22 protein-coding genes and 1 tRNA gene are annotated in these 26,347 nt (G+C 69.8%); 11 read left to right on the top strand and 12 right to left on the bottom strand.

The window, feature by feature from the left end; genetic code table 11:
• The first annotated feature begins 72 nt into the window (after positions 1-72).
• The 5 genes from ACFXMV_RS14130 to ACFXMV_RS14110 all read left to right on the top strand — a co-directional run bounded on the left by ACFXMV_RS14130 (position 73) and on the right by ACFXMV_RS14110 (position 8,075).
• Positions 73-1,380, top strand: a complete 1,308-nt coding sequence (locus tag ACFXMV_RS14130; RefSeq protein ID WP_378500757.1) for a pyridoxal phosphate-dependent aminotransferase — start codon at positions 73-75, stop codon at positions 1,378-1,380.
• A 68-nt stretch (positions 1,381-1,448) separates the two neighbouring features.
• Complete coding sequence (locus ACFXMV_RS14125; RefSeq protein WP_378503358.1) at positions 1,449-3,416, top strand: hypothetical protein; 1,968 nt, start codon at positions 1,449-1,451, stop codon at positions 3,414-3,416.
• 14 nt (positions 3,417-3,430) lie between these two features.
• Positions 3,431-4,921: a hypothetical protein gene (locus ACFXMV_RS14120; RefSeq protein WP_378501191.1), complete on the top strand. Its 1,491-nt coding sequence runs from the start codon at positions 3,431-3,433 to the stop codon at positions 4,919-4,921.
• Entirely contained in the window at positions 4,918-6,396 is a 1,479-nt protein-coding gene (locus ACFXMV_RS14115; RefSeq protein WP_378501192.1) for a glycosyltransferase, read from the top strand. Before ACFXMV_RS14120 ends, ACFXMV_RS14115 begins: the two co-directional genes overlap by 4 nt.
• Positions 6,393-8,075: a glycosyltransferase family 39 protein gene (locus ACFXMV_RS14110; protein ID WP_378503357.1), complete on the top strand. Its 1,683-nt coding sequence runs from the start codon at positions 6,393-6,395 to the stop codon at positions 8,073-8,075. The genes ACFXMV_RS14115 and ACFXMV_RS14110 overlap by 4 nt, the downstream gene beginning before the upstream one ends.
• A 1-nt stretch (position 8,076) precedes the next feature.
• Here ACFXMV_RS14110 and ACFXMV_RS14105 read toward each other — a convergent pair whose 3' ends face one another.
• On the bottom strand, positions 8,077-9,204 hold the full coding sequence (locus ACFXMV_RS14105; RefSeq protein WP_378502194.1) for a beta-mannosidase: 1,128 nt from the start codon (positions 9,202-9,204) through the stop codon (positions 8,077-8,079).
• A 197-nt stretch (positions 9,205-9,401) separates the two neighbouring features.
• On the opposite strand from ACFXMV_RS14105, the gene bluB reads away from it, so the two are divergent.
• The 3 genes from bluB to ACFXMV_RS14090 all read left to right on the top strand — a co-directional run bounded on the left by bluB (position 9,402) and on the right by ACFXMV_RS14090 (position 11,219).
• Complete coding sequence (gene bluB / locus ACFXMV_RS14100; RefSeq protein WP_378503380.1) at positions 9,402-10,010, top strand: 5,6-dimethylbenzimidazole synthase; 609 nt, start codon at positions 9,402-9,404, stop codon at positions 10,008-10,010.
• Between the two features lie 82 nt (positions 10,011-10,092).
• Positions 10,093-10,779: an XRE family transcriptional regulator gene (locus ACFXMV_RS14095; RefSeq protein ID WP_378499665.1), complete on the top strand. Its 687-nt coding sequence runs from the start codon at positions 10,093-10,095 to the stop codon at positions 10,777-10,779.
• A complete protein-coding gene (locus ACFXMV_RS14090) occupies positions 10,776-11,219 on the top strand; it encodes a hypothetical protein (RefSeq protein WP_378499664.1) in 444 nt (147 codons plus the stop codon). The genes ACFXMV_RS14095 and ACFXMV_RS14090 overlap by 4 nt, the downstream gene beginning before the upstream one ends.
• On the opposite strand, the gene ACFXMV_RS14085 is transcribed toward ACFXMV_RS14090, so the two are convergent.
• The 4 genes from ACFXMV_RS14085 to ACFXMV_RS14070 all read right to left on the bottom strand — a co-directional run bounded on the left by ACFXMV_RS14085 (position 11,209) and on the right by ACFXMV_RS14070 (position 16,430).
• Positions 11,209-12,615, bottom strand: a complete 1,407-nt coding sequence (locus ACFXMV_RS14085; RefSeq protein ID WP_378499668.1) for a cytochrome P450 — start codon at positions 12,613-12,615, stop codon at positions 11,209-11,211. The two genes, ACFXMV_RS14090 and ACFXMV_RS14085, sit on opposite strands and share 11 nt — an antisense overlap.
• Positions 12,615-13,838, bottom strand: a complete 1,224-nt coding sequence (locus ACFXMV_RS14080; RefSeq protein WP_378499663.1) for an MAB_1171c family putative transporter — start codon at positions 13,836-13,838, stop codon at positions 12,615-12,617. Before ACFXMV_RS14080 ends, ACFXMV_RS14085 begins: the two co-directional genes overlap by 1 nt.
• A gap of 8 nt (positions 13,839-13,846) precedes the next feature.
• On the bottom strand, positions 13,847-14,371 hold the full coding sequence (locus tag ACFXMV_RS14075; RefSeq protein WP_378499662.1) for a hypothetical protein: 525 nt from the start codon (positions 14,369-14,371) through the stop codon (positions 13,847-13,849).
• 439 nt (positions 14,372-14,810) lie between these two features.
• Positions 14,811-16,430, bottom strand: a complete 1,620-nt coding sequence (locus ACFXMV_RS14070; RefSeq protein ID WP_378503356.1) for a hypothetical protein — start codon at positions 16,428-16,430, stop codon at positions 14,811-14,813.
• A 27-nt stretch (positions 16,431-16,457) separates the two neighbouring features.
• Here ACFXMV_RS14070 and ACFXMV_RS14065 point away from each other — a divergent pair, with 27 nt between their 5' ends.
• A complete protein-coding gene (locus ACFXMV_RS14065; protein WP_378499667.1) occupies positions 16,458-17,750 on the top strand; it encodes a YibE/F family protein in 1,293 nt (430 codons plus the stop codon).
• Here the strand turns inward: ACFXMV_RS14065 and ACFXMV_RS14060 are convergent.
• The 5 genes from ACFXMV_RS14060 to ACFXMV_RS14040 form a co-directional block, all read right to left on the bottom strand.
• Positions 17,747-19,036: an Hsp70 family protein gene (locus ACFXMV_RS14060; protein WP_378499660.1), complete on the bottom strand. Its 1,290-nt coding sequence runs from the start codon at positions 19,034-19,036 to the stop codon at positions 17,747-17,749. The two genes, ACFXMV_RS14065 and ACFXMV_RS14060, sit on opposite strands and share 4 nt — an antisense overlap.
• A gap of 118 nt (positions 19,037-19,154) precedes the next feature.
• A complete protein-coding gene (locus tag ACFXMV_RS14055) occupies positions 19,155-20,480 on the bottom strand; it encodes a UDP-glucose dehydrogenase family protein (protein WP_378499659.1) in 1,326 nt (441 codons plus the stop codon).
• 89 nt (positions 20,481-20,569) lie between these two features.
• Entirely contained in the window at positions 20,570-21,133 is a 564-nt protein-coding gene (locus ACFXMV_RS14050; protein WP_378503355.1) for a hypothetical protein, read from the bottom strand.
• Positions 21,130-22,848 (bottom strand): alpha/beta hydrolase, encoded by a 1,719-nt coding sequence (locus ACFXMV_RS14045; protein WP_378499650.1) that lies wholly within the window; start codon positions 22,846-22,848, stop codon positions 21,130-21,132. Before ACFXMV_RS14045 ends, ACFXMV_RS14050 begins: the two co-directional genes overlap by 4 nt.
• Positions 22,848-23,153 (bottom strand): hypothetical protein, encoded by a 306-nt coding sequence (locus ACFXMV_RS14040; protein ID WP_378499651.1) that lies wholly within the window; start codon positions 23,151-23,153, stop codon positions 22,848-22,850. The genes ACFXMV_RS14045 and ACFXMV_RS14040 overlap by 1 nt, the downstream gene beginning before the upstream one ends.
• Before the next feature lie 350 nt (positions 23,154-23,503).
• Between ACFXMV_RS14040 and ACFXMV_RS14035 the strand changes: the two genes are divergently transcribed.
• A complete protein-coding gene (locus ACFXMV_RS14035; protein ID WP_378499652.1) occupies positions 23,504-24,664 on the top strand; it encodes an acyl-CoA dehydrogenase family protein in 1,161 nt (386 codons plus the stop codon).
• A gap of 18 nt (positions 24,665-24,682) precedes the next feature.
• Here the strand turns inward: ACFXMV_RS14035 and dcd are convergent, their stop codons facing one another.
• Positions 24,683-25,261, bottom strand: coding sequence for a dCTP deaminase (gene dcd, locus ACFXMV_RS14030; protein WP_378499653.1), 579 nt, complete (start codon positions 25,259-25,261; stop codon positions 24,683-24,685).
• Positions 25,262-25,338: 77 nt separating this feature from the next.
• On the opposite strand from dcd, the gene ACFXMV_RS14025 reads away from it, so the two are divergent.
• Positions 25,339-25,412 (top strand) — tRNA-Gly (locus ACFXMV_RS14025).
• A 122-nt stretch (positions 25,413-25,534) separates the two neighbouring features.
• Here the strand turns inward: ACFXMV_RS14025 and ACFXMV_RS14020 are convergent.
• Positions 25,535-26,347: malate:quinone oxidoreductase (locus ACFXMV_RS14020; protein ID WP_378614291.1), on the bottom strand; the 813-nt coding region annotated here is incomplete at its 5' end.

The following is a 26,347-nucleotide window of genomic DNA, read 5'->3' as shown; positions in this document are numbered from 1 at the left end:
CTCCCATCGGCCGCAGCAGAACACCGATTTCGCCAGGCCGACGACCACCGATCGGCCCGTTACCTGCACCACATGCGGGGTATCGACACAAAACCGGTTGAACCGGAGTGGCACCATGGACGGGTGACCGTCTCGGAGCCCTCCCACCACACCCATATCCAGCCGCGCGTGCTCAACCAGTCCGCAAAGCTGCAGAACGTGCTGTACGAGATCCGTGGACCGGTACACGCGCACGCCGCCCGGCTCGAGGCCGAGGGCCACCGCATCCTCAAGCTGAACATCGGCAATCCGGCGCCGTTCGGGTTCGAGGCGCCCGACGTGATCATGCGCGACATGATCGCGGCGCTGCCCACCGCGCAGGGCTACTCCGACTCCAAGGGCATCCTGTCCGCGCGCCGCGCCATCGTCACGCGCTACGAGCTGGTGCCCGGCTTCCCCGAGCTCGACGTCGACGACGTCTACCTCGGCAACGGGGTGTCCGAGCTGATCACGATGACGATGCAGGCGCTGCTCGACAACGGCGACGAGGTGCTGATCCCGGCGCCCGACTACCCGCTCTGGACCGCGACGACCAGCCTCGCGGGCGGCACCCCGGTGCACTACCTGTGCGACGAGTCCGACGGCTGGAACCCGGACATCGCCGACATCGAATCGAAGATCACCCCGCGCACCAAGGCGATCGTGGTGATCAACCCGAACAACCCGACCGGCGCGGTCTACACGACCGAGGTGCTCAGCCAGATCGTCGCACTCGCGCGCAAACACCAGTTGCTGCTGCTCGCCGACGAGATCTACGACAAGATCCTCTACGACGACGCCAAGCACATCTCCCTCGCGACGCTGGCGCCCGACCTGCTGTGCCTGACGTTCAACGGCCTGTCCAAGGCCTACCGCGTGGCCGGGTACCGCGCCGGCTGGCTGGCCATCACCGGCCCGAGGGAACACGCCGCGAGCTTCCTCGAGGGCGTCGACCTGCTCGCCTCGATGCGGCTGTGCCCGAATGTGCCCGCGCAGCACGCCATCCAGGTGGCGCTCGGCGGACATCAGAGCATCGAGGAGCTGATCCTGCCCGGCGGCAGGCTGCTCGAGCAGCGCGACGTCGCGTGGGAGCGGCTGAACATGATCCCCGGCGTGACCTGTGTGAAGCCGAAGGGCGCGCTGTACGCGTTCCCCCGGCTGGACCCCAACGTCTACGAGATCCGAGACGACGCGAAGCTGGTGCTGGACCTGCTGCTGCAGGAGAAGATCCTGGTCGTCCAGGGCACCGGCTTCAACTGGCCGAACCACGACCACCTGCGGATCGTGACGCTGCCGTGGGCCCGCGACCTGTCCGTGGCAATCGAACGATTCGGTAACTTCCTGGCCGGCTACAGCCAGTAGCGGCGCGTTCACCGGGCAACTCCCCGCTTCGACTCGTAATGTCTGACGTGTCGACTCGAGGAGGACGGATGTCCGAACGTGTACGTCGTCGCGGTTACTGGACCGCGACCTGTGTGGCCACGGCCGCGATCATGAGTGTCGCGGCCATCGCCCCGGCTGCGGCGCAGCCCCGCCCGGTGCACCGGGACGCCAGCCTGGGCCTGCCCGACGTCGGGCTGGGCCGGACCTTGAACTTCCCGGGGCAGGACGCCACGGTGAGCCTGCACATCCCGGTGCCGTCGGGCATGGTGCCTGCCGCATTGCGCGGCACCATCCAGGTGCCTGCCGGCTCGGGCCGCGGTTGGATCGACGCGGTCGCGGGCGGTCGCACCCTCAGCCGGATCGACGTGCCCGCGGGAGCCCCGACCGCGCCGGTGACGATCCCGCTCGCCGGGGTGCCGATCACCGACAACGCCGCCCAGGTGCAGCTGCGCTCACACCTGGCGCCGCTCGACGACCAGTGGTGCGCCGAGGACTGGTCGGAGAACTCCCTGTCGATCATCGACGCGTCGATCGACTACAGCGGCAACGAGATTCAGCCCGGCGTCATCGCGGACTTCTTGCCGCCGGTGCTGCAGCGACTCGACCTGTACGTGCCGGAGAACCCGAGCCAGGACGAATCCGCCGCCGCGCTGGAGTTCGGCACCGCGGTCACCGCTCACTACGCGAACCAGCGCACCGCCGTCGACCTGCGTCCCCTCGCGCCGGGGCAGAGCCTCCCCGACCAGCCGGTGGGACAGTTCGAACGTCAGGTGGTGATCGCCGAATCCGACACCGCGTCCGTGAGCCTGGCCCCGTCGCCCGCAGGCGTGCCGGTGCTCACCCTGGCAGGCCGCGGCAGCGAGCTGCTGGACCAGACCCGACTGCTGGTCGATTCCCTGGACGAGATCGTCGTCGCGTCGACCGCCACCGCCGGTGCCCTCGACACCGCCCCCGTCCTGGCCCCCGACGCCACCACGCTCAGCGACCTCGGGGTCACCCAGCTGACCTCCACCTCCACCGGGCGAGCGCGGGTGGTGATCGGCCTGGACCAGACCCGGCTCGGCCGGTCGTCCGACGACGTCTCCGTTCGCCTGCTCGGCAACTACACGCCGCTGCCAAGCGCGCAGAACGGCCAGATCACCGTCACGGTCGGCGACGCCACGCTCGCGCACTGGCCCCTCGACGACACCGGCACCATCGACCAGCGGATCGAGATCCCGAACGACCTGCTGGCGCGGTACACCGAGATGGTGGTCACGCTCCAGGTCGCAGGCGTGATGACCTGCGGGTCCACCCAGCCGGTCACGCTGTCGATCGACCCGGCCAGCCCGGTGACCAGCGCCACCGCCACCCCGCCGAGCCCGGCCGGCTTCGGCGCCCTCCCGCAGGCGCTGCTGCCCACGGTGGACGTCGGGCTGCAGGACCAGTCGTTCGCGAACCTGCGGCGGGCCATGACCCTGACCACCGGCCTGCAGGCGATGACGGTCACCCCGATGCGCCCGCAGCTGGTGTCCTTCGACGACGCGGTGAACTCGACGGCGCCGACGATCCTGGTCGCGCCGAACGGGAACCTGCCGGACTCGATCACGCTGCCGTTGTCGCGGACCGGCGAGGACACCGTCGAACTGTCCGACCCGAACGGTTCCGGCGACGCGCGCACCGTGGAGATCCCGACGTTGCAGTTCGGTTCGGTCCAGGCCACCTGGGACTCCGACAACGACCGCATGCTGCTGGTCGCGACGTCGACGGCGGTCCCGGATGATCTCGACCGGATTCTCGACTGGCTGCAGTCGGACCGGAACCGCTGGTTCACCCTCACCGGTGACGTGCTGTTCCAGACCGGCAACCGCGAGCCGGTGAGCCTGTCGTCGTTCGCGGCGCCGACCCAGGAGAGCGCTTCGACCTCCACGGTCCGCGGCGTGCTGACCGCGGCGGGCGGGGTGCTCGCGCTTGGCCTGCTCGCCGGCCTGGCCGTGTGGTTCGGCACCCGGCGCAAGTCCCGGCCGACGTCCTAGGGGGCGGTGCGGCGATGACCACGGTCGTGGAACGTCCCACGCACGCCAGGGAGCACGGCGCCCTCGCCACCCTCACCGTGCGGTGGCTGCTGATCATCGTGTGCCTGGTCGTCGGGTTCTGGACCTCGACGCTGCGCACCCTGCCCGATTCGGCGGAGACCGGGTTGGCCTGGTATCTGATGCTGCTGCCGCTGCTCGGTGTCGCGATGGCCATCGGCGTCACCCGGCGCAGGCAGGGTGAGCTACCGATCCACGACCGTGAGGTCGACTACATCGTCGGGACGATCGCGCTCGTTGGGTCGCTGGCGATCTCGTACTGGTTGGTCCCGCGGTACCGCGAGGAGTTCCTGCTGCTGCGGCTGGACCTGTTGTCCACTGTGGTGTTCGTCTTCGGCGCGTGTGTGCTGTTGTTCGGGACCAGGGCGACATGCCGGTACTGGCCGGTCTGGGTGGCGTACCTGGCGTTCACGCCATGGGGCTACCGGACCCTGGTCATCTCGCTCGGTGGATCATGGTTCGCCGCGGGCGCCGCGCTGGTGGTGATGGTCGCCGTCGCCACCGGCATCGCCGTCGCGCGGACGTGGAAGCGCGGGGTGATCGCCGGGCTGATCACGCTCGCGATGGGCCTGGCGCTGGTGGCCGCGGTGGACGCCGTGTGGCCCGATTCCCGCACTCCGCTGCTCCGATCGCTGCCTGCCGTGATCATCGGGACCGTGGTCTGCGTCGCCTACCTGGTGCGAGTGGCCAGGCGCGGCGCCGCCCCGGGGTCGGCGATCCGGTCGCCCCGCCTGCCGACGGTCAGGTCGATCGGCGTCGCGGTGGCGATTCTCGTCGCGGCGACCGTCGCGCAGGCCTTCTCGCCGCTCCCCCCGCCGGTGACCGTGCACGTCGACCCCGGTCCTCCGGAACCCGAAGGCGAGGTGTGGCTGCGGGTGCCGGACGGCTGGACCCAGACCGAACTCGAGTCCGTCGACTGGGCGCCGATGTTCTTCGGCCCGGACGCCACCCTGGTGCGGCAGATGTTGCGTGCGGACGAGGTGAACCCGGAGTGGGACACGAAAAACCGGGTCCGCAGCGTCGTGGTGGACAACATGCGCACCTACCAGCCGGCGACGCTGGCGGTGTACCCGGGCGAGATCCTGTATTCGACGCTCGGCAGCCGCCGGTCCGAGACGATCGACGTCGACCTCGGGCACGACGTGACCGGCCGGCTGTACACGGTCGTCGACGAGGAACTCTTCCTCACCTGGACCAAGCTGCAATTCATCTGGCAGCGCGGCGACGTCACCCAGGCGGTGAACCTACTGTCCGTGGACAACCACGATCCCGGTGCGACATTCCCGGCGCTGAGCCCACAGACGGCGGCGGTCGCAGGACAGTCCCTGAACGTGCTGTTGCGCGGCAACGCGATCCAGATCGACCAGACCCCGCGGTTCAAGGATGTGAACCTTCTCTCGACACTCGGGCGTGAGCTGGTCGACGAGCAGTGGAAGGCGGCGCCGTGACCGAATCACCGGATCCGCAGCAGTCCGCGGAGTTCCGCGACCGCGCCCTGCACGACGCGGTCAACGGCCTGCACGAACGCGACCCGATGGCGTCGGCGTCGCGGGCGTTCGTGCCGTGGCAGCGGAACCTGCTGCTGGCCATCGTGGTGGTCACGGTGGTGTGCCTGGCCTTCTTCCCGATCCCCACCCTGATCGTCGGGACGGCCCTGAGCACCATCGCCTACGTCCTCACGCTCGTCGACCGGCTGATCATCTTCCGGCGCGGCCTGCCAGCCGAGGCGATCCACACCGTCAGCGACGAGGAGGCCCTCGCGATCCCCGACGCCGACCTGCCGATGTACACGGTGCTGATGCCCGCCTACAACGAGACCGAGGTGATCGCGCAGCTGATCGCCGCCATGGGCGCCCTCGACTACCCGAAGGAGAAGCTCCAGATCCTGCTGCTGCTCGAGGAGGACGACGCAACCACCATCGCGGCGGCGAGGTCGGCGGGTGTGGACGAGGTCGCGACCGTGGTGCTGGTACCCGCGGCGGATCCGCGGACCAAACCGAAGGCGTGCAACTACGGCCTGCACCTCGCGACCGGTGACATCGTCACGATCTACGACGCCGAGGACATCCCGGAGCCGCTGCAGCTGCGCCGGGTCGCGGCGACGTTCGCGCGGCTCGACCCGAGGGTGGCGTGCGTGCAGGCGAAGTTGGCCTTCCGCAACGGCACCCAGAACCTGCTCACCGGCTGGTTCACCGTCGAGTACGGCGTCTGGTTCAGCTACCTGCTGCCCGGTCTGATGCGGATCAAGGCCCCGATCCCGTTGGGCGGCACCTCCAATCATCTGCGTCGGGCGGTCCTCGACGACATCGGGGCGTGGGATCCGTTCAACGTCACCGAGGACGCCGATCTCGGGGTCCGGATCGCCGCGCACGGCTACCAGACCGCGGTGCTGGACTCGACCACCCTCGAGGAGGCCAACAGCGACGCGATCAACTGGTTGCGGCAGCGGTCCCGTTGGTACAAGGGCTACCTGCAGACCTGGCTGGTGCACACCAGGCAGCCTCTGAAGCTGTGGCGGCAGATCGGCCCGCTGGCGTTTCTGCGGTTCACGCTGCTGCTGGCAGGCACCCCGATCATCGCGTGCCTGAACATGGTGTTCTGGTTCATCACGTTGACGTGGCTGCTCGGGCAACCCCTGCAGATCGGTCAGATCTTCCCACCGCTGGTGTACTACCCGGCCCTGATCTGTCTGGTGTTCGGCAACGCGGTCACCATCTTCCTGAACCTGGTCGGCTGCCGTGAGGGCCGCGACCCGCGACTGCTGCTCGCCTGCCTGACCGTGCCGCTGTACTGGCTGCTGATGAGCATCGCCGCGATCAAGGGCTGCTGGCAGTTGCTGCACAATCCGTCCTACTGGGAGAAGACGTTCCACGGCCTCGACGAGCCAGCGGCCGAACCCGATCCGGTCGGGGTGCCGCAGTGAGGGGGCTGCGCTGGGTGCGGCCGGTGCAGGTCGTGTTCGCGCTCGCCCTCGTCGTGTACCTCGCCGTCGGGGCGGTGCTGGCGCTGCGTTACCACTTCCTGATGGGCGATGCGCTCTCCCGCGTGCAGTCCGCGCAGGGTGCGCTGTTCAGCCGCGACCCGCACCTCGCGGAGATCGGGTTCATCTTCACCCCGCTGACCTCGCTGGTGGAGATGCCGCTCGTCGCCTTCAGCCCCTGGATCCCGGAGATGACCCGTTACGGCCTGGCCGGGGTGATCATGTCGGCGGCGTTCATGGCCGCCGCGGTCGCCCAGATCTGGGGCATCGCCGCCGACCGCGGCACCCCGCGATGGCAACAGGTCACCGTCACGCTGCTGTTCGCACTGAACCCGATGATCCTGTTCTACGGGGCAACCGGGATGAGCGAGGCGCCGTTCGTGTTCCTGATGTGCTGGGCGACAAGGAGATTGATCCGCTGGACCAGCACCGACGACGTGCACGACCTGATCTCGGTCGGCGTCGCCCTCGGGTTGGGCTATCTGACCCGCTACGACGCGGCCGTGGCCATCGCCTCGGCCGCGGTGTTCGTCGCGGTCGTGACGCGACTGCGCGCGACCCACGCCGAGCCGTCCTCCGCGCGTAGTCACTCACGCCGGTCCGCACTGCTGGACGCGGTGATCGTCGTCGCCCCCGGCGCCCTGGCGGTCTCGGTGTGGGCGGCGACCAGTTGGCTGCTCACCGGACAGCTGTTCGCGCAGTTCGAGTCCGGCTACGGCAACGCACAGATCCTCGCGCAGTCGGGCGGACCGTCCGATGCGGGACTGTCCGCGCTTGGCTTCTCGGCGGCGTCGATCCTCGTACTGGCACCGGCGCTGCCGCTGCTGGTCCCCGCGGTCGCGGTGTTGGCCGCACGTCGTCGCGACCTCGAGGTCCTGGTGCCGACGCTGCTGTTCGGGTCGGTGCTGGCGTTCCAGACCTACTCGTACGTCACCGGGGTGACCTTCCCGTTCCTGCGCTTCTACATCTGCGTGATCCCCCTGATGGCGGTGTACGCCCTGCAATTCAGCCCCGCTCGGGGCACGCTGCCGTCCCGCAGGCCGGGCGCCTACGCCAGTCCGCGCGACGTGCGGCAGCCGCGGATCCCGGTGGCCGCACTCGTCGCGGTGCTCGCGCTGGCGGTGAGCATCCCGATCACCCTCGCCGGCATGTCGAGCCGGCACCTGTCGGTGCAGCAGTACGCGTTGGGGGCGCTGTTCGGCGGCGGCGAAGACGACCCGGCGGAGCAGGCGAAGCAGCGCGCGATCGTCGACACGTTCGCCACCGAACGGCAGATCGCGGATCACCTCGACAAGATGAACCTGCCAGAGGGCTCGGTGCTGATGGACACCGTGTACGGGTTCGCCATCGTCGCGGCGTCGAAGAACCCGAAACAATTCGTGGTGCCGTCGGACCGGGATTTCGTCGGCGCACTCAACGACCCGGCCGGCCACGGCGTCGAGTACATCCTCGCGATCCCGACAGAGGGTCGCGGGGCGTCGGACGTGGTGAACCGCCGCTACCCCACCATCTTCGACAACGGCGGCAATGTCGCCAGCCTGGTACTGGAGATCCCGAACACCGGTGCGGACCAGCCGACGTGGCGGATGTATCGGGTGCTCGACGAGCCGGCGGACGAGTGACTCAGGCGTCCGAAGCGGCGGCACCGACGGTGGTGTGCCGGGCCAGCACGGCGAAGAGCGGGTCGCCGGCACCGATGTCGTAGCTGCGCTCGTGCGTCCGCGCGTCGGGCACGAACGACCACATCAGCGCGCCCGCGGTGCCCGCGGCGCGCTGCCCGGCGATCTTGGCGACGACATCGGCTGCCCGCCGTGCCACGGACAGGCCGCCGCCAGCCGACTGTCCGATCTCGGCGACGAGCAGCGGTTTGTTCAGCACCACAGCCTGTTCCAGCCGGACGGCCAGCCCGTTCCACTCGTCGCCCGGCAACGGGACGCCGTCGGCGTGATAGTCGTGGTACTGCAGCACGTCCACGTTCTCCGACGCGCCCACGTACCGGTAGTCGTCGCCTGCGGTGCCGCACTGTCCGCCACCGGTCAGGCCTGCGGTGATCAGCCGGTCGGGGTCCAGTGCCCGCACCCGATCGCCTGCCCTGTCCATGAAGGCGCGCAACACCTTTGCGGCGTCGTCGGGGCACACCCGGTTCTCGAAGGCACAGTCGCCGTCGGGGCACACGCCCGTCTCCGGTTCGCCGACCAGTTCCCACGCCGCCACCGACGGCGAGTCCCGCCACCGCCGCACGGCGGTGTCCACCCAGTCCGCGAACGACAGCTGCGCCCCCGCCGCGACGTGTCGCCACCCGTCGACGTACCAGCCCCGCTGTTTGAACACCTCGTCCTCGCAGGCCCCGTCCTGCGCGGTGAGCACCGGGATCAGCAGCTGACCGTGCCGCTGCGCTGCGGCGAACACCCTGTCGAGCGCGGTGAAGTCCAGCGCGCCGGTGTGTTTGTTGACGGCCAGCGCCTGGAACGCGTTGAACCGGGTGAGGGTCGCGCTCGGCAGCAGCGCGAAGTAGGCGTCGAGGTCGACTTGACCGCCGCAGCCGGCGTTGATCGACCAGTCGGTGCCGAGTTGGTAGGCATTCATTCCGGCGGGCCACCAGGGCCTGCCGTCGAGGGTCAGTCCGGTGCCGTCGGCGCCGACGCGCGTTGCCGCCGGGTCGGCGCCCGCCGTCCCCGTCACGATCGTCCCTGCCACGGCGATGGTGACGGCCACCGCCACCCACCATCGCCCGATCCGCCCGTACCCCACACCGGCAGGCTAGCCCCCGCAGTCAACTGCCCGACAGTCCAGACAATCGGGGATACTCCCCCTTGGACACCATGACCCGACGCTACCGCCGACCGGGGACCCTGGCCGCCCAATCGGGCCCGCCGACCGGATCGGATACCGTGAAGCACGTGTCAAGCGATGCCAGCGGCGCCCCGTCCGAGAACCCGACTCCGTCCGTGTACGACGCGATCCGAATGCGCCGCGACGTCCGCGCGGAGTTCACGGGTGAGCGGATCTCCGAGGAGAAGCTGACCCGGATCCTGCAGGCCGGGCATTGCGCCCCGAGCGTCGGGAACACCCAGCCCTGGGACTTCGTGGTGGTGCAGAAGCCCGCGACGCTCGACGCGTTCGCCGAGCACGTCGCGGGCTGCCGAAGGAACTTCGCGGACTCGTTGCCGCCGGAGCGCCGCGACACCTTCAACCCGATCAAGATCGAGGGCATCCAGGAGTCCGGCACCGGGGTGGTCGTCACCTACGACCCCAGCCGGGGCGGCGCCAACGTGCTGGGCAGGCACACGGTCGAGGACACCGGCGTGTTCTCCGCGGTGCTCGCGATCCAGAACATCTGGCTGGCCGCGGTCGCGGAGGGCATCGGCGTCGGCTGGGTCTCGTTCTACGAGGAGGAGTACCTCACCGAATTGGTGCAGGTCCCGTCCCCGGTGCGGCCCATCGCCTGGCTGTGCGTCGGCCCGGTCTCGGAGTTCCAGGAGACCCCCGATCTCGTGCGCTTCGGCTGGCGCGACGGCAGGCCCCTCTCCGAGGCCGTGCACCGCGAGAGCTTCTGAGTCACGCTAATAGGCCACAAACAAGCGACAAAATCATGGCCTCGATGTTGGTTGGGTGACCCAGGCAACATAAGGTAACCCTATGGTCTCCGAGAGCAGAGTGCGCTTCGGCAGGTTCGTGACGGAACGACGCCGCGCCCTGAATCTGACCCAGGACGAGGTCCGGGCCGCGGGCGGTCCGTCCGACGCGGCCCAGACACGCGCCGAGAACGGCACCGGACCCGAGCCGAGCCAGCGCACGCTCCGACGTCTCGACGCCGGACTGAACTGGGTCTCCGGCAGCGCGGCGCGCACCCTGCTCGGCGGCCACCCCGACCCCCTCGAGGCGGAACCCGACCGCACCGCCGACAAGCACCGGCAGCGCGGCACCACCGAATTCGGGCCGGACTCCGTCGCGGTGCCGGTCGAGATGATCGTCGACCTGATGTCGCCGCACGCCACCCTCAACTCGTTCCGGGACCGGTGGCCCGAGGTCTCCGTCGAGGAATACGACAAGGCCACCGACGCGCTCAACGCCGCGGTCTCGCGGATCACGGGCGTCTACGTCACCGATCTGCTCGAACGCAACGGCGGCCCGGGGGTACCGGTTCCCGCCCTGATCGAGTTCGCCTTCGGCCATCATCTCGACGAACCGGTCGGCGACGACCCGTCCGAGCGGGAGGAGCGGCTCTACCGCAGGTGGCTGGCTGGCCGGCCGATCGATGCTGACCCCGACATCGAGTCGAGGTTCCGTCGACGGTGGCACGCACGAAAGGGAGCAGACGCATGACCCGCCCGGACGAACCGACGATCCCCCTGTCCACTCGGGTCAACCGACTGTTCGAGTGGGGTCACCGACGCGGCGCCCCCGAGCAGACGAACGAGGAGGTCGCGCTGGCCCTCGGCGACCGGCTCCGCAGGCCCGTCGAGACGGACCTCGTCGAGTCCATCCGGGACGGCCGCCTCGCCGATCCGCCCGCCGACGTCCGCGAGGCCGTCGCGGACCACTTCGAGGTCGCCCGGGTGTACCTGTCCGGCACCGACTACGGGTACGTCGACACCCAGATCCGACTCTGCATCAGCGCCCGCGACGCCGGGGTGAAGAGCCTGTCGATGCGCTCGCTCACCGACCCCGACCCGTCCGGCGGAGCGCTGCCCCGTCAGGCGATGGAGGAACTGATCGGGCTGCTGTCGATGCTCGACGGCGCGACGGGGGAGGTCAGGGACTGACCCGGCGGCGCACGCGCAGCCGGAACTCGTCGGGTTTGAGGGTGAGTTGCTCCTTGACCTTGAGCTGGTAGCCGGGTTCCGGCTCGAGGTCGTAGCGATGCACCAGCAGCGCCAGCGCCAGCACCATCTCGTGCAGCGCGAACTGGCGGCCGATGCACGCGCGCAGCCCGGTGCCGAACGGCTTGTAGACGTGGCCGGGACGGGCCCGCACGTTCTCCGGCAGGAAGCGGTCCGGGTCGAACGTCTCCACGTCCGGCCCCCAGACCGGGTCGCGGTGCAGGCCGAGCACCAGCACGAAGGCCCAGTCGTTCTGCTTGAACTCGTACCCGTCACCGATCGTGGTGTCGGCGACGGCCTCCCGGAAGTAGCCGGGGGCGGTCGGCCACAGCCGCATCGTCTCGTCCACCACCCGGCGCACGTACCGCAGCTTCGCGACCTGCTCGAAGGAAACCTCCGGCTGCTCTTCGCCCGGCCACAGCGACTCCACCTCAGCCCGCGCCCTTGCCGCGACCTCCGGGTTCTGCGCGAGGAAGTACAGCGCGAACGCCAGCGCATTGGCCGAGGTCTCGTGACCCGCGACGAGGAAGGTCAGCACCTGGTTGCGGATGTTCACCTCGTCGAGCCGCTCGCCGGTCTCGGGGTCGGTCGAGTGCAGCATCAGGTCCAGCAGGTCGGGGCGACGGGTGTCGGCGCTCTCCCCCTTCGCGCGGCGCTCGGCGATCACCTCGTCCACGACGCCCGCGACATACGCGATGTCGGCGTCGTTCTGCCGCTCGGCCTTGCCCGCGAACAGCCCGCGGAACGGGATCGGGATCGCGGTCTGCTCGGCGTGCCGCAGCGCCCGCAGCATCGCACCGACGAACGGGTCCTCGGCTTGATCTGAGTCCGCGCGGCCGAACGAGTCGAAGCTGTACCCGAATCCGGCCCTGCCGATCATCTCGAGCGTCAGCTTGCTCATCTCGGCTGGCACGTCGACAAACTCCGCGGTGGCCCGCTCGTCCCAACGAGCGATCAGCTCGCGGGTGCTGTCCAGCATCGTCTGGTGGTATCCGCGCATCGCCTCCCGGGTAAAGCCCGGCATCAGGATGTTGTGCGCCTTCGACCAGTTCGGTTCGTTGTGGAACGCGGTGAACAGCCCGTCGGCGACGATGGTCCGCAGCTTCGCCAGCGGCCTACCGACGTGCTTGCGGAAACGCTTCTCGTCGTTCATCTCCTCGACCAGTTCCGAACCGGTCACGAAGGTGAGCTTGGTGCCGACGATCACCCGCCGATAGATGGGGCCGAGCTGCTGGTGCTGCCACAGCGTGCGCTGGCTGGGGGCGGCGCGGTCCATCCCGAGGATGTCTCCCAGGAGCGGGACGCGGCGCGGGGGGTGCGGGATCGGTCGTGTCTCCATCAGATGGCGGAACCCGTGCTCACCACTGGTGGGCACGGGACCGCGCTCCTCTCTCGGGCGTCGGTGTCGTGAGTGCTCTCGATGTTGATCGCGGCGAGCCGCTGATCCAGATCGGCGGCGAGCCGCCAGTTACGGGCGAGGCGCAACAGCGCGCGCTTCTCGTCGGCGAGTTCGTCGATCCCGGCGCCGGTGTCCGCGGCGCCCGCGGAGGCCGCGGTCCCTGCGTCCCGCGGGAGGCTGCCGGTCCGCTTCCGCTCGCAGGCCCGCAGCAACTGTACCGATCGGCGGACCGCGGACCGGGTGTCGCCGTCCAGCCCGCGACGGTCCAGTTCACGCTCCAGGTCCGGGTCGACGGCCACCGAGGTGTACGGCTGCAGCTGCATCGTGGCGTCCCAGATCTCGACGACCGTCCGGTGCAGGCGCTCCTCGAATCCGGTGGCGGGCAAGACCACCTGCGGCACCGCGGCCGTCAGCGTCGACCACATCGTTTCGAGCTGGCGCAGTTCCCGGCGGCGCATCCACATCGCGACGACGGGGACCACGCTGACCAACGCGATCAGCGCGACCTCCGGAAGGAAGAGGACGTCGTTGGACTCGGCCCGCCACCTGGTCAAGGCGTTGTCCACGTGGGCTGCCGAGAAGAAGCCCGCGACCGGCCTGGAGATGTTGTCCAGCAGGGAGAGCGCGCACATCACGCAGACGATCACGATCGCCGCGCCCTCGCGCCACCCGGGACCGGACCGCAGGAACTCGAAACAGATCACCAGGACCACGCTCACCGCGACGACCATCGGGATCGCGTAGACGACGAAGTAGACCGCGCACTGCCAGCCGCCTGCCTCCTCGATGGTGAGCCCGGCGTGCCTCGACGGCCTGCTCAGGAACAGCAGCGAGATCCCAAGCGCGAGCGTAATCACATACACCACCGGCTGGCGCCACGACGGCTCGTCCGAACCCTCGGTGAGCGCCGCGGCGAGGCCCAGGATGGCGGCGCCCGCGAGCATCGCGAAGAGGTGCGTCACGGGCCGGATGACGGCGACGTCGGTGAGGTGCGGAGCCAGGGCGGCCTGCACCTCGGGTGCCCGCAGGGTCGCCAGCAGCGCCCAGAAGAGCAGGATCATGTTGATCCGCCGCTGCGGCAGCTGGTCCCGCATCACAACGAGCCGGATCAGCGTGATCGCCCAGATTCCGATCAGCAGCGGCCACATGATCGCCGCGGGCATGGTGGAAGTCAGCCTCTGCTCCAGACCACGTCGGTCAGCCGCGACACCCGCACCGACTGCTTGGGGCCTGCCCCGGACCGCGCGCTGACCGCGCCCGAATCGGCCAGGAACAGCCGCGTCGCGAGGAGTTCGGCTTCCTGCTCCACCTCGTCGTCGTAGGCGGTGCGGCCGAGCAGCGACTGCACCGTCGCCGGCCCCACGTCGGGCGCCAGTTCCTGCAGTGCCGTCAGGTCGACGCGGAGACCGGAATCGCCACGGAGGATGTGGGCCAGTTCGTGGTAGACGATGTGCCTGCGCAGATAGACCGAGGCGCCCGCGGCGTACATCACGACGTCGTCGTGTTCACGACCGATCCACAGCCCGCACGGGGCTCCGTTGATCACCGCGGCGTTGACCGGCTCCAACCGGATCGGCCTGCCGCGCTCGGTCTCCATCCATCCGATGAAATCGTCGAAGGACCAGGGCCGCTCGATGGGCAGCGCCTCCATGAAGGCGTCCACCCGCCTGCGCGCGATTTCCAGTGATCCGGCCACCCGCGCACCCTATCGAACGGGCCGAACGCGGCGTCCTCCGGCGACTAACTGGACGCTTGACTACCCCCGCTGTGACAACCCGATCCAGGGCATGTACATTCTCCCCAGACACCTTCGGTGTCCAGCAAGCCCGATTGCCCCTCCCCCCCCTGTGGGTAATCGGGTCGGTGGCGGGGACACACCCCCCTGTTCCCCGCCACCGCTGCAAACTTCCCCGATCGGCGCTGACCACTCGCGCACCCGGGTCTCCCCATCCGAGCACGTGCCCCCAGCGGGTACGGCCGCGCGTCCAGCATTGTTTGCGCGGGAGAATTGAACCACAAGAAGCCACAAAAAAGCCACACGAAGGCAACGCTCGGCCCACTCAGCGGGAGGTCGGTACGGCTCAGGCGTGATTCCGCTGCTCCTGGATCTGCCGTGGCGTCGATCCCGTCCAGGCTCAGCTCATGAAGCCGATCTCGGAGAACTCGGTTCGATGGGCGCCCTCGGTGCCGGACTGGGCCGTGATCCAGATCAGCACGCCCGATTGCGGTGCCGAGCGCTGCAGGTCGATGACGGTCACTCCGGGCTCGAGTCCCGCCGCGCCGAGGACCGCGGTCTCACCCAAACCCCCGTTCGCGGGGGGCAGGGTGCGGACCTCGACTCGGGCGCCCGGGGTCGGCGTGGTGATCCAGACCCGGTTCAGGTCCGTATCCGGTGGGAGGCTGACCGACAGCCCGACGCCGCTCTTGAAGGCGGGGAACTGCTGCACGTAGGTGTCCGTCGTCCACGAGGTAGCGGCGTTCGCGTCGATCGCCAGGCCCGCGTGGGCGGCGTTGTCGGGGAACTGCTCGGGCGAGTACACGGCCGCGCCCAGCGGAAGCACCGGGACCTGCGGCGGGGCGGGTGCCGCCTCCGGCGGGGTCTGCGGTGACGCCTGCATCTCCGTTTGATCGGGTTCCGACGGCTCCGCGACGGATGTGCCGATGAGCCACCCGAGCGCACCCAACCCGATCACCCCGACTGCCGCGATCGCGGCCAGCAGCGCCATCCGTCGCGGCGAGCTCGGCACCGGGTCAGGGGGCTCCGGCACCGGGTCAGGGTGCTCGGGCGCCGGCTCGGGTGCCTCCTGAGGCGGTCGTGCGATGAGCGATAGCTCCCGTTCCACCTCGTCCGCGGTGAACTGCGACCCGTGGCGGACCGCGCCGTCGATGACGACGACGAGTTCCCGTGCGACCGTCGATCGGGCTTCGGCCTCCGACCGGGTTGCGAACGCGCGGAGGGCCTCGCCGAAACCCCGCACGTCACCGGCGAGCGAACCCGAGGCGGGGGTTCCGGGGAACGCGAGATAGGCAATTCCGTCCAGGCTGACACGAATTCTGTCGAGGTCATCGAGCCCGAGTGCGATGTCGGACGCGTGCGCCTGTCGCATCGCGGCGGCCAGGTCCGAGAAGGCGATAGCGGTACCCGCGGGCGAGGTGTCACCACGGCTGGCCTCTTCCAGCGAGATACTGGACATCCATTCCGCAACAATGATGTTCAGCGAGCCGAGTTTGACCATGTCGAGTATGCGACTGACCGCGGTTGAACGAATCCGGCAGAGCCAGATGGTGCGGGCAAAAATCGCATCAACCGCGGAATCGATTCGGCCCACGTCACCCATGCTGGGATTGATTACGGTCAAGGCGACCTCGCGATCAAGCACGCGATCCAAGGCATGCCAGAGTTCCGCCTCGGTTGCGCTGCCGCACATTGCCAGCAGGCGATACCGGCCGTTCCCGATTACGGCACCAGGCGTCCACTGCGCGCCCGCGGCAGACCCCGCACCCTGCTCCAAAACCCCAGTCATTCCCGAATGGTTCCACAGCCTGAACGCAATTCCTTTCGGCGCGAAGGTTCCGTCCAATACCCATGCGCGATTCGTCGAATTTTCGTGCGCGCCCCACAGAATGGTGTGGGGAAATCGATTTGGTGAATACGCGCGCGCACCCTCAGCGTCGTAGTTGAATCCTGGAGGAATCGAGAGGTCCACCTGTCGGTAGCCTGACCGGATGCGTCGACAGGGCCGCGCGGCCGCCATCCGAGCAAGCGGGCCAACGTGACCGAGGTGCGACACGGCCACGGACACGGCCACGGCCACACCGGTCCGATCCCGGTCGGCCCGGTCGCGGCCCGGGTCGTCATCGGACTGCTCGTCGCGATCGGCATCGCGGTGGTGGCCGGCGCCGCCATCCTGTGGCCCAGCAGTCGCAGCATCGACATCCCGCTGCCCTTCCAGACCTCCGGCGGTGGTGCCGTCGTCACCGAGGCGGGCACCGTCACCCTGCAGGACATCGGCCCGTGCGGAAGCGCCTCCGCAGGCAAGCCCTTCACTGGTGCACCGCTGCCTCCCCCGAACGACGCCTACGAATGCCAGCGCAGCCTCATCGACATCGGATCGGGCCCGAACGAGGGCACCACCACGCTGCTGGAGATCGGGCCCGGCCCCGGGCAGCCGGACCTCCGCGTCGGGGACAACATTCGGCTGGTGCGCCAGACGGACCCGTCCGGCGCCACCGTGTACTCGTTCGAGGACTTCTCCCGCGGGCTGCCGCTGCTGCTGATCGTCGGGGCGTTCGTGGTCGTCATCGTCGCGGTCGCCCGGTGGCGCGGCCTGCGGGCCCTGATCGGGCTGCTCGTCGCCTTCGGCGTGCTCGTCGGGTTCATGCTGCCCGCCCTGCTGGACGGCAAGCCGGCGATCCCCGTCGCCCTCGTCGCGGGCGCCACCATCCTCTACGCGGTGCTCTACCTGGCCCACGGGGTGAGCCTGCGGACCAGTTCGGCGCTGCTCGGCACCCTGGCCTCGATGCTGCTGGCCGCGCTGCTGTCGTGGGTCACGATCGAGATGACGCACCTGACGGGACTGTCCGAGGAACAGAACACCAACGTGCAGACCTACATCGAGCACGTGAGCATCACCGGCCTGCTGCTGGCCGGGTTCATCATCGGCTCGCTCGGCGTACTCAACGACGTCACCATCACCCAAGCCTCGACCGCGTTCGAGCTGGCGGACCTCGACCGGACCTCCAGCCGCAGACACATCTTCGGCTCGGCCATGCGGGTCGGCCGCGACCACATCGCCAGCACCGTCTACACCCTCGTGCTGGCCTACGCAGGCGGGGCGCTGCCGCTGCTGCTGCTCTTCAGCGTGGCAGGCCGCTCGATCAACGACGTGCTGCTCGGCGACGCGGTCGCCATCGAGATCGTGCGCTCGGCGGTCGGCGGCATCGCCCTGGCCCTGTCCGTGCCGCTCACCACTGCCATCGCCGTGATGCTGGCCCGGCCGATCGGGACCCGGTCCGGCGCTGCCGACACCGCTTCTGCCGACACCCGCTCACGCGGAGGTCGGCACGCGCGTTAGCGCGTCATGCCCGGCGGCAGCTCGACGCCCGGCGGCACCTCGATCTGGATGGGGTCCGGCAGGTTGAGGTAGCGCCGCGGCGGCGGACCAGGAACTGGCGGCGGAGCTGAGGACGCCGGCTCGGCGGCCCGCTGCGGCGCGGGCGCGCGCGGGGCCGTCGACGACGGCGGTGCCGTGGTGGTGGGCGGAGAGGCCGGCGTCGTGGACGGCGCATCCCGGTCCTCGGTCACCGCGGTGGCGTGGCCCTCCCCCTGGGTGGTGGCGGCGCCGTCGCGTCCCATGGACAGGCCGATGGCGGCCACGACGACCAGTCCTGTGGCCGCCGCCCCCGCGATCGCGAGCTGACGCCGGGCCGGTCCACGGGTCCGACGAGGGCTCGGGGCAACCGCGGCGAACAGCGGTTGCGGCGCCGGTTCCGGCAGCGAGACCGGCGTCGCGAGCATGGCCGCGCCCTGCGCCGCGACCATCGCCGGCTCGGCGGGCACCACGACGGGAAGGCTGAGCCAGGTACGCAGGATGGACTGCACGAGCGGGATGTGCGCTCCGCCGCCGAGCAGGACCACCGCGTCGGGACGAAGGCCGGACGCGGCGATGACGCCGCGGGCGAACCGCGCAGAGCCCTCGACGGGCACCACGATCATCGATTCGAAGGTTTCCCGGGAGAGCAGGATCAGGCCTGCCTCGCTCGGCACCGCGATCGCCTCGTTGTCGGAGAGCTGCTCCTTGGCGAAGCGGCACCGCTCGTTGAACGCGTTGGCCTCGTCGGCGCCCACCGGCGAGACGACGCCCTGCGCGCCCGCCTGGTGTTCACGGATCAGCCAGTCGAAGTAGTCGCCCGCGATCTCGGTGCTGCGCTCGGTGGCCAGCACCTCCCGCGACCGCCGGTCCACGACGCTGACGGTCAGTCCGGAACTGCCCAGGTCGAAGAGGACCAGCGTCCGGAAGTCCTGCAGCTCCCCTGTCGCCTCCAGCCGCGTGATCGCGGCCGTGCTCGCGGGGATCAACTGGTAGTTGTGTAGGCGCTGGCGGGCCATCGCCTGCGCCATCACGTCGGCCTGGCGCTGCGTGGCGTATGCCACCCCGGTGGCCCCGACGTTCTCCCCGCCGCCCTGCGCGAGCAGCACCCCGACGGCCTGCGCGGCGGTCTCCTCGGCCAGGTGCGGCGCGGTCGCGATGACCTGGCGCTGGAACGCCTCGACGCCCTCTGGCCCGCGTCGGGAGGCGGCGTCGGGCCGCGCCATCCGCACGGCGCTGGACCCTATCGACACTCCCAGAACCGCACTCATCGAGCCGCCTTAAATCGGGGTTGCACGCAGCCGACGCTCGAATCGCGCGTACTTGAACGAGGTGAGCATAACGAACGACCGATCGGGCGCACCGGCTACGCGGAGATCCTCGCCGTGCTCAGTGCCGACCGAGGCCGCGGTAGGTCCAGCCCGCGGCCGTCCACTCCGCGGGATCGAGACAGTTGCGGCCGTCGATCAGCACCTTCGCCCGGACGGTCGCCGCGAGGTCCGCGGGTCGCAGCGCCTTGAACTCGTCCCACTCGGTGGCCAGCAGCACGGCATCGGCGCCCACGCACGCCTCCGCGACCGAGGTGGCGTAGTTCAGCGTCGGGAACAGCCGACGGGAATTGTCGAGCGCCTTGGGGTCGAACACGCTCACCACCGCGCCGTGCAACTGCATCATCCCCGCCACGTTGAGCGCGGGCGAGTCCCGGACGTCGTCGGACTCCGGTTTGAAGGCCGCGCCGAGGACCGCGATGTTCGCGCCGAGCAGCGAACCGCCGCAGGCCCTGGTCGCCAGCTCGACCATCTTGGTCCGGCGGCGCATGTTGATGCTGTCCACCTCGCGCAGGAAGGTGAGTGCCTGGTCGGCGCCGAGCTCGCCTGCCCGCGCCATGAACGCCCGGATGTCCTTCGGCAGGCAGCCGCCGCCGAACCCCAGTCCCGCGTTGAGGAATCGGCGGCCGATCCGGGCGTCGTAGCCGAGCGCGTCCGCCAGCTGCGTGACGTCCGCTCCGGTCGCCTCGCACACCTCGGAGATCGCGTTGATGAACGAGATCTTCGTCGCGAGAAAGGCGTTCGCGGACACCTTCACCAGCTCCGCGGTGGGCAGGTCGGTGAGCAGGAACGGCACAGCCTCGTCGTCGATCAGCGTGGTGTACAGCTCGCGCAGCATCCCCTCGGCGCGACCCGGACGCTTCGGGTCGACGCCGAGCACCAGGCGGTCCGGGCGCAGGGTGTCCTCGACGGCGAAGCCCTCGCGCAGGAACTCGGGGTTCCACGCGACCTCGACGTCGTCACCGGCAGGCGCGAGTTCGCGGGCCCGCGCCCCCAGCTCGGCCGCGGTGCCGACCGGGACCGTCGACTTGCCGACGATCACCGCGGGCCGGTCCAGCAGCGGGGAGAGGGTGTCGATCACCGAGTGCACGTGCCGCAGGTCGGCGCCGTACTCGCCCCGCTTCTGCGGCGTCCCCACCCCGAGGAAGTGCAGGTCCGCGAACGCGGCGGCGTCGGGGTACGAGGTGGTGAAGTGCAGCCGACCGGCGTCGATGTTGCGTTTGAGTACCTGCGCGAGGCCCGGTTCGTAGAACGGCACCTCGCCGCCGGAGAGCTTGGCCACCTTGCCGGGGTCGATGTCGACCCCGAGGACCTCGTGTCCCAACTCGGCCATACAGGCGGCGTGCGTGGCTCCGAGATAGCCGGTTCCGAAAACGGTGCAGCGCATAGGTAGTTGATAGGCGCCCAGGGTTAGCGCAGCGGATACCCGGCGCAAGTGTCGCGGCAACGGCAGGTGTACATCCGGCGACGGAGAACTCAGGGGCGGTCGATCACGTCGGGCTGCCCGGCGCCGCCCGCGTTCGCGCGGGGGAAGCACGCGGAGGTGCCCGAGACCGACAGGCTGCCCCTGCCGTTGTCGTCGACGACGATCGCGTAGCCGTCCGGCATGGTCACCACCGCCGTCCGGCCCTCCCCCGACGACCGTTCGGCCGGCGGCCGATCCCGGTTCTCCCAGTAGCCGGCGATCGCGTCCAGGTTCTGGGCGACGTCGGTCTCCGCGATCCCGCTCACCCAGTAGTCGAGGGTGAGGAAGACGGGGCCGGTGGCGTCGGTGTCGCTGTCGTCGCATGGCGTGACCCCACCCGGGTTGAACGCGCCGACCGGCGAACTGGGATGCGCCAGAGTCAAACTGGCTCCCTTGGGCAGCGCGGACAGCGACTCCTCGAGGTAGCCGACCAGCACCCGGGACGCGGCGCTCTCGGTCAATGCGGTGTCCACGTCGGGCTCCTCGTCTGTGCTGCAGGCGGCGGCGAGAAGGGCGACGACGGCGAGCGCGCTCGCCGTCGCGACGCCGGTTCTCGATGCGATCCGGGGCCTCACGACGGGCCTCCCACTCCGGCGATGATCCGCCCCATGCCCGCCAGCGACGGGTTCCGCCGATCCCAGTACTCGCTGTGAACCCCGGGATTGGTTCCGAGGAGCGGGCCCGGCTCGCCGGGGTTGCTGGCGAACACCTGGCCTCCGAAGTCCGGGTCGGTGGGATCGAGGCCGTGCACGTGCCGCCCGGCCAGGGTCACATCCCCGAGGTAGGGCACCGGGTCCCATCGGGCCGCGGTCGAGTACACGTGCTTGCCGACGTCGCCGGCGTTGACGCCGTCGAGGTGCAGGTCCGAGACGTGCTCCGCGTTGACCCCTGGGCTGCCGACGAAGATCAACGCGTCGACGTCCAGCGATCCGCCGCCGCCCGCGGCGGTTCCGATCACGGTGCTCCCGTAGCTGTGGCCGACGATCACCTGATGGGCCGGCTGCCCTTCGTGCGCGGCCCGCAGCCCGTCCTGAAAGCGGTCCAGCCGGGGCGCCCCCTGCTCCGCGAACCTGTCGAGCCCGGCCTCGGGAATGCTCTGCGGCGCGTTGTAGCCGTACCAGGTGACGACGGAGGTCGTGGCGAGCGGATCGGCGCGGGTCGCGGCGTGAAGCATGCGGGCGGACCGCTCGACGTCGCCGCCGATGCCGCCGAGCTGCGAGCCGGTGCCCGGCACGAACGTGGCGACGTTGTCGGCGAGGTCGGGGTTGCCGAGCGCGACCGCCGCGCGACCGCCGCCGTCGATGCCCAGCAGGAACTGTGGCGGCGGCGTGCCGGAGTTGGCGGCGCGGCTCACCGCGTCGTACTCGTCAACCTTCGCCCGCAGCGGTTCGCGGTCGCCCCGCCACGCGCTGTACTCGGCCCAGGTCTTCCACGCCTTCTCGTCCGGGGAGCCCGACGCCGGTTGGGTGGGCACGTGCTCGCCCTTCGCCCACTCGGGATGCCGCGCGTCCACCGCCGCCAGCGACGCCGCCGCCCGGGTCCGCAGGTCTTCGAGGTGCATCCGGTTGTAGTGGTCCCTGTCGGTGGCCGGGATGCCGTCGCGGTTGCCGACCTCCTGGTCGTGCGCGAAGAGCGCGTCCTTCTCGTCGGCGGTCAGGCCCGTCCAGAACTCGTTGAGCTCGCGCGCGTCGGCGGGCAGGTCGGACCGCCCTGCGACGATGCCCTGGACCCGCGGGCCGAGGACCGGCTCGCCGCGCGCCTGATCGAAGTCCGCGAAGCAGCCGGTCAGCGTGGCCGCCGTGCGACTGTCGGCGAGCGCGACCTCGTCCAGCGCCCGGGCGATGTCGCCTGCCAGCTCGCGTGCGCGGGCGTCGATCGCCTGCTGCGCGAGCGCGGCGTCGCCGCCGGCCGCGAGGGTCAGGCCCGCCCCGGCGGCGGGCGCGGTGACGGCGCCGTCGTCGGACACCGCGAATCCCTCGCCGATGGCACCGTCGATCACCGAAATCGCGTGCGACTTGGCCGATTCGATGGTCGCGGCCCCCTGTCGCATCGACGAGGAGGTCTCGAGCAACGCCAGCGCGACCTTGTTGCCCGCGGCCTGTTCGTCGACCGCGCGGTCCCAGGCGTTGCGCGCCGCGTCACCGTGCCAGGTGTCGAGGACGCCGTCCACGCCGCGGACGACGAGGTCGATCTGCGCGTCCAACTCCGCGGTGGCCCGGGCGAGCCGGTCCGCGGAACCGTTCAGGCAGTCGGGGTTCCAGCTCCGCAACTGCGTGACGGTCGGGCGCATCAGGCACCCCCGGCCGGGCTGAACAGTCCGCTGATCCTGGCCTCGGCGTCGTCGTACTGCGCGGTGTTGGTGGCCGCGATGCCCGACATCACGCGGACCCTCGACCCGACCGCGCGCAGGCTGTCGGCGACCCGAACCGCTCCGGCGGCGCAGGCGGCGGCCGTCGCGGAGGATGCGAGTCCCTCGGCCGTCCCGCGGAATGCGCCTGCGGTGTCGATCTTCTCGATGGTCCCGGCCGCCGCCGCCAGCATCCCCGCGAGTTGCGCCAACGCGGCGGTGTCGACCGCCATCTCCCCTGACGTCATGGTGCCCCCCAGCAATCAATCCACGTCAACTGCCAGCACCCTAGCGCAGCGGACCGCATGTCCACGGCGCATCCGAGGGATCGCTGCCCGCCGAACGTAATCTCCGCCACATCCGCGTCGCGCGTTAACGCCTGCCCTGCGCCGGTCGATAAAGTCCACGATGGCGTCGGGGAGGGAAACGGGCGTCCGCCCAGGGGTGATGCGCGGCTATCGACGCGATTTCAGGTGATAGGGGGTTCGATGTCGGCATCCGTCCACGTCGAGCAGGTTCGGAACGTGCCGGAGAGGTTCGGCCACATCGAACCCGGTGCGGCAGCGATGGATTCACTGTCAGATCGGGTGCGGGCAGCATGAGCCTGGCAGCTCCCGTCGACGTCCTAGCCGGTCTCGACGGTCTCGATCAGTGCGTGCGGGTCGCCGCGGTGTGGGCGGACGCGGTCGATCGCGACGCGCGTTTCCCGGCCGAGGCCGTCGCCGCGCTGCGGTCGGCCGGGCTCCTCGGCGCCGCGATCCCGACCACCCTCGGAGGTGCCGGGCTCTCGCTGACCCGGCTCGCCGAGATCACCCGCGCGCTGGGCCGGTCGTGCGCCTCCTCCGCGATGATCTTCGCGATGCATCAGACGCAGGTGCTCAGCATCGTCCGGCACGGTCACAGCCGGGCGATGCGCGACCTGCTCGCGACCATCGCCGCGGACCAGCTCCTGGTCTCGTCCGCCACCACCGAGGTCGACGTCCGCGGCGGCGTCCGTGCCAGTGGTTGCGCGGTCGAGCGCATGGGCGACCGCGTCCGCCTGGTGAAGACGGCGCCGGTGATCTCGTACGGCGAGTACGCCGACGTGGTGCTGGCGACCGGGCTCCGCACCCCGGCCAGCGCGCCGACCGATCAGGTCCTGCTCGCCTGCCCGAGGTCCGACCTCAGGCTGACGGTGGCCGGCGGGTGGGACACGATCGGCTTCCGCGGCACCAGGAGTCCTGGTTTCCACCTCGCCGTCGACACCGGCGCCGACGCCCTGCTCGACGATCCCTACGCGGAGATCGCCGCGCAGACGATGCGGCCCACAGCGCACGTGCTCTGGTCCGCGGCCTGGCTCGGGATCGCCGACGCCGCCCTCGGCAGGGCCAGGCGGTCGGTGCAGACCGCGGCGCGGCGCTCGGTCGGCGCTCCCCCGCTGAGCACGGTCCGCCTTGCCGAGTTGGTCATCTCGCACCAGCAGCTGGTCGACACGGTGCTCGGGGCCGCGGCGTGGTTCGAGTCGCTCGCGGGCTCGGCCGCGCTCTCGACCGTGCCGGTGGCGCTGGAGTTCAACAAGGTGAGGGTGAGCTCCTCGACGCTGCTCATCGACCTGGCCGGGAAGGCGCTGACGATCTGCACGATCGCCGGGCACCAGGTCGACCGCGAGTCCTCGATGAGCAGGCACCTGCGCGACGCGTACGGCACCGCGGTCATGGTCAGCAATGACCGCATCCTGAACCACAATTCGCAGCTGGTCGGCGGCCACGCGAGGGCCTGACGCCGAGGGCGCGGGCGGCTACTGCGTCGGCGACTTGACGAAGTTCAGGTAGGCCTTCGACGGCGTCGGGCCGCGCTGCCCCTGGTACTTCGACCCGACCGCGGCGCTGCCGTAGGGGTTCTCCGCCGGGCTGGACAGGCGGATCAGGCAGAGCTGTCCGATCTTCATGCCCGGCCACAGCGTGATCGGCAGGTTCGCCACGTTGGACAGCTCGAGGGTGATGTGGCCGCTGAAGCCGGGGTCGATGAACCCGGCCGTGGAGTGGGTGAGCAGCCCGAGCCGCCCGAGGCTGGACTTGCCCTCCAGCCGGCCTGCCAGGTCGTCGGGCAGCGAGCAGAACTCCAACGTCGAGCCGAGCACGAACTCGCCCGGATGCAGCACGAACGGCTCCCCCTCGGCCGGCTCGACGAGGCTGGTGAGCTCGTCCTGCTGCTGCGCGGGGTCGATGTGCGTGTACCGCGTGTTGTTGAAGACGCGGAACAGTCGGTCCAGGCGAACGTCCACGCTGGAGGGCTGAACCATCGAGTCGTCGAACGGATCGATGCCCAGTCGCTTGGTGGAAATTTCGGAACGGATGTCGCGATCGGATAGCAGCACAGGTAGACATTAGCGGTCTGCTAGAGTTGCCGCTCGCAGGGTCTTGCAGTGCCTTATAGGGCGCAAAACCCCTGCGTGCCGATGTAGTTCAATGGTAGAACATCAGCTTCCCAAGCTGAATACGCGGGTTCGATTCCCGTCATCGGCTCCATCCATTCTCTCCTCTCTCTCTGAGGTGTTCGCTCATGAGGCCTGCTTGGGTTCACCAATACGCACAGCCCGGGGCCTCCTTGCACTAGGTCGTGCCTTGCAGCGCCACCAAGAGCTGGATCGCTATGCCACGCCGAGGATTCGCCCGGTGCGGTCGAGGTTGCTGTCGATGGTGTGCTGGTCTGCGTCCACTCGAGTCTCGATCGCCGGCATGAGCTCATGCAACGTCGGCTCCCATTGTTCGTGGCGTTCGGGGAAGCACGTTGCGAGGAGGTCGATCATCACGGACGGGGCGATCGAGGCACCGGGTGATGCGCCAAGCAGTCCCGCGATGGTCCCGTCGGCCCCAGTGACGAGTTCGGTCCCGAAGGTCAGTACACCGACCCTTCGCGGGTCCGGCTTGATCAACTGGGCGCGTTGGCCCGCCTGCACCAGCTCCCAGTCCACTGGGTCGGAGTCGGGGTAGAAACGCTTGAGTTGTGCGAACTTTCGTTTCCGTGACGCCAGCAGCTCACCGAGCAGGTACCGCACGAGCGGCAGGTTTTGGGCACCGACGGCGAGCAGCGGCGCGATGTTGCGCAGTCGGATGGTGGTGAATAGATCGACGAGACGGCCATGCCTGAGGAGTCTGGTGCTGAAGGTGGCGTAGGGGCCGAACATCAGGGACGGGCTGCCGCCGATGACACGCTTGTCGAGGTGGGGCACCGACATGGGTGGGGCACCGACGGACGCTTGGCTGTAGACCTTCGCGTCGTGCTGTGCGACGACGTCGGGGTTGCTGGTGCGCAGGAACTGCGCGCCGAGCGGGAAGACTGCGTACCCGCGGACCTCCGGGATCTTGGCCTTCTGTAGGAGCTTGAGCGCGTATCCGCCAGCACCGACGAAGACGAACCGAGATCGGAGCCGAAAGCGTTTTCCGCCGCTGCGGTCGCGGCC

This window comes from Rhodococcus sp. NPDC059179 (genome assembly GCF_042754885.1).
Lineage (GTDB): Bacteria > Actinomycetota > Actinomycetes > Mycobacteriales > Mycobacteriaceae > Rhodococcus_G.
The sequence above is the reverse complement of the archived record's forward strand: the minus strand, read 5'-3'. Positions and strand labels throughout refer to the sequence as shown.

What these genes read in the sequence shown, in the direction of transcription:
- ACFXMV_RS14130 (WP_378500757.1), top strand. Translation starts at nt 73, where the DNA reads ATGCGGGGTATCGACACAAAACCGGTTGAACCGGAGTGGCACCATGGA.
- ACFXMV_RS14125 (WP_378503358.1), top strand. Translation starts at nt 1,449, where the DNA reads ATGTCCGAACGTGTACGTCGTCGCGGTTACTGGACCGCGACCTGTGTG.
- ACFXMV_RS14120 (WP_378501191.1), top strand. Translation starts at nt 3,431, where the DNA reads ATGACCACGGTCGTGGAACGTCCCACGCACGCCAGGGAGCACGGCGCC.
- ACFXMV_RS14095 (WP_378499665.1), top strand. Translation starts at nt 10,093, where the DNA reads ATGGTCTCCGAGAGCAGAGTGCGCTTCGGCAGGTTCGTGACGGAACGA.
- ACFXMV_RS14090 (WP_378499664.1), top strand. Translation starts at nt 10,776, where the DNA reads ATGACCCGCCCGGACGAACCGACGATCCCCCTGTCCACTCGGGTCAAC.
- ACFXMV_RS14085 (WP_378499668.1), bottom strand. Translation starts at nt 12,615, where the DNA reads ATGGAGACACGACCGATCCCGCACCCCCCGCGCCGCGTCCCGCTCCTG.
- ACFXMV_RS14080 (WP_378499663.1), bottom strand. Translation starts at nt 13,838, where the DNA reads ATGCCCGCGGCGATCATGTGGCCGCTGCTGATCGGAATCTGGGCGATC.
- ACFXMV_RS14070 (WP_378503356.1), bottom strand. Translation starts at nt 16,430, where the DNA reads ATGGCGGCCGCGCGGCCCTGTCGACGCATCCGGTCAGGCTACCGACAG.
- ACFXMV_RS14060 (WP_378499660.1), bottom strand. Translation starts at nt 19,036, where the DNA reads ATGAGTGCGGTTCTGGGAGTGTCGATAGGGTCCAGCGCCGTGCGGATG.
- ACFXMV_RS14055 (WP_378499659.1), bottom strand. Translation starts at nt 20,480, where the DNA reads ATGCGCTGCACCGTTTTCGGAACCGGCTATCTCGGAGCCACGCACGCC.
- ACFXMV_RS14045 (WP_378499650.1), bottom strand. Translation starts at nt 22,848, where the DNA reads ATGCGCCCGACCGTCACGCAGTTGCGGAGCTGGAACCCCGACTGCCTG.
- ACFXMV_RS14040 (WP_378499651.1), bottom strand. Translation starts at nt 23,153, where the DNA reads ATGACGTCAGGGGAGATGGCGGTCGACACCGCCGCGTTGGCGCAACTC.
- ACFXMV_RS14035 (WP_378499652.1), top strand. Translation starts at nt 23,504, where the DNA reads ATGAGCCTGGCAGCTCCCGTCGACGTCCTAGCCGGTCTCGACGGTCTC.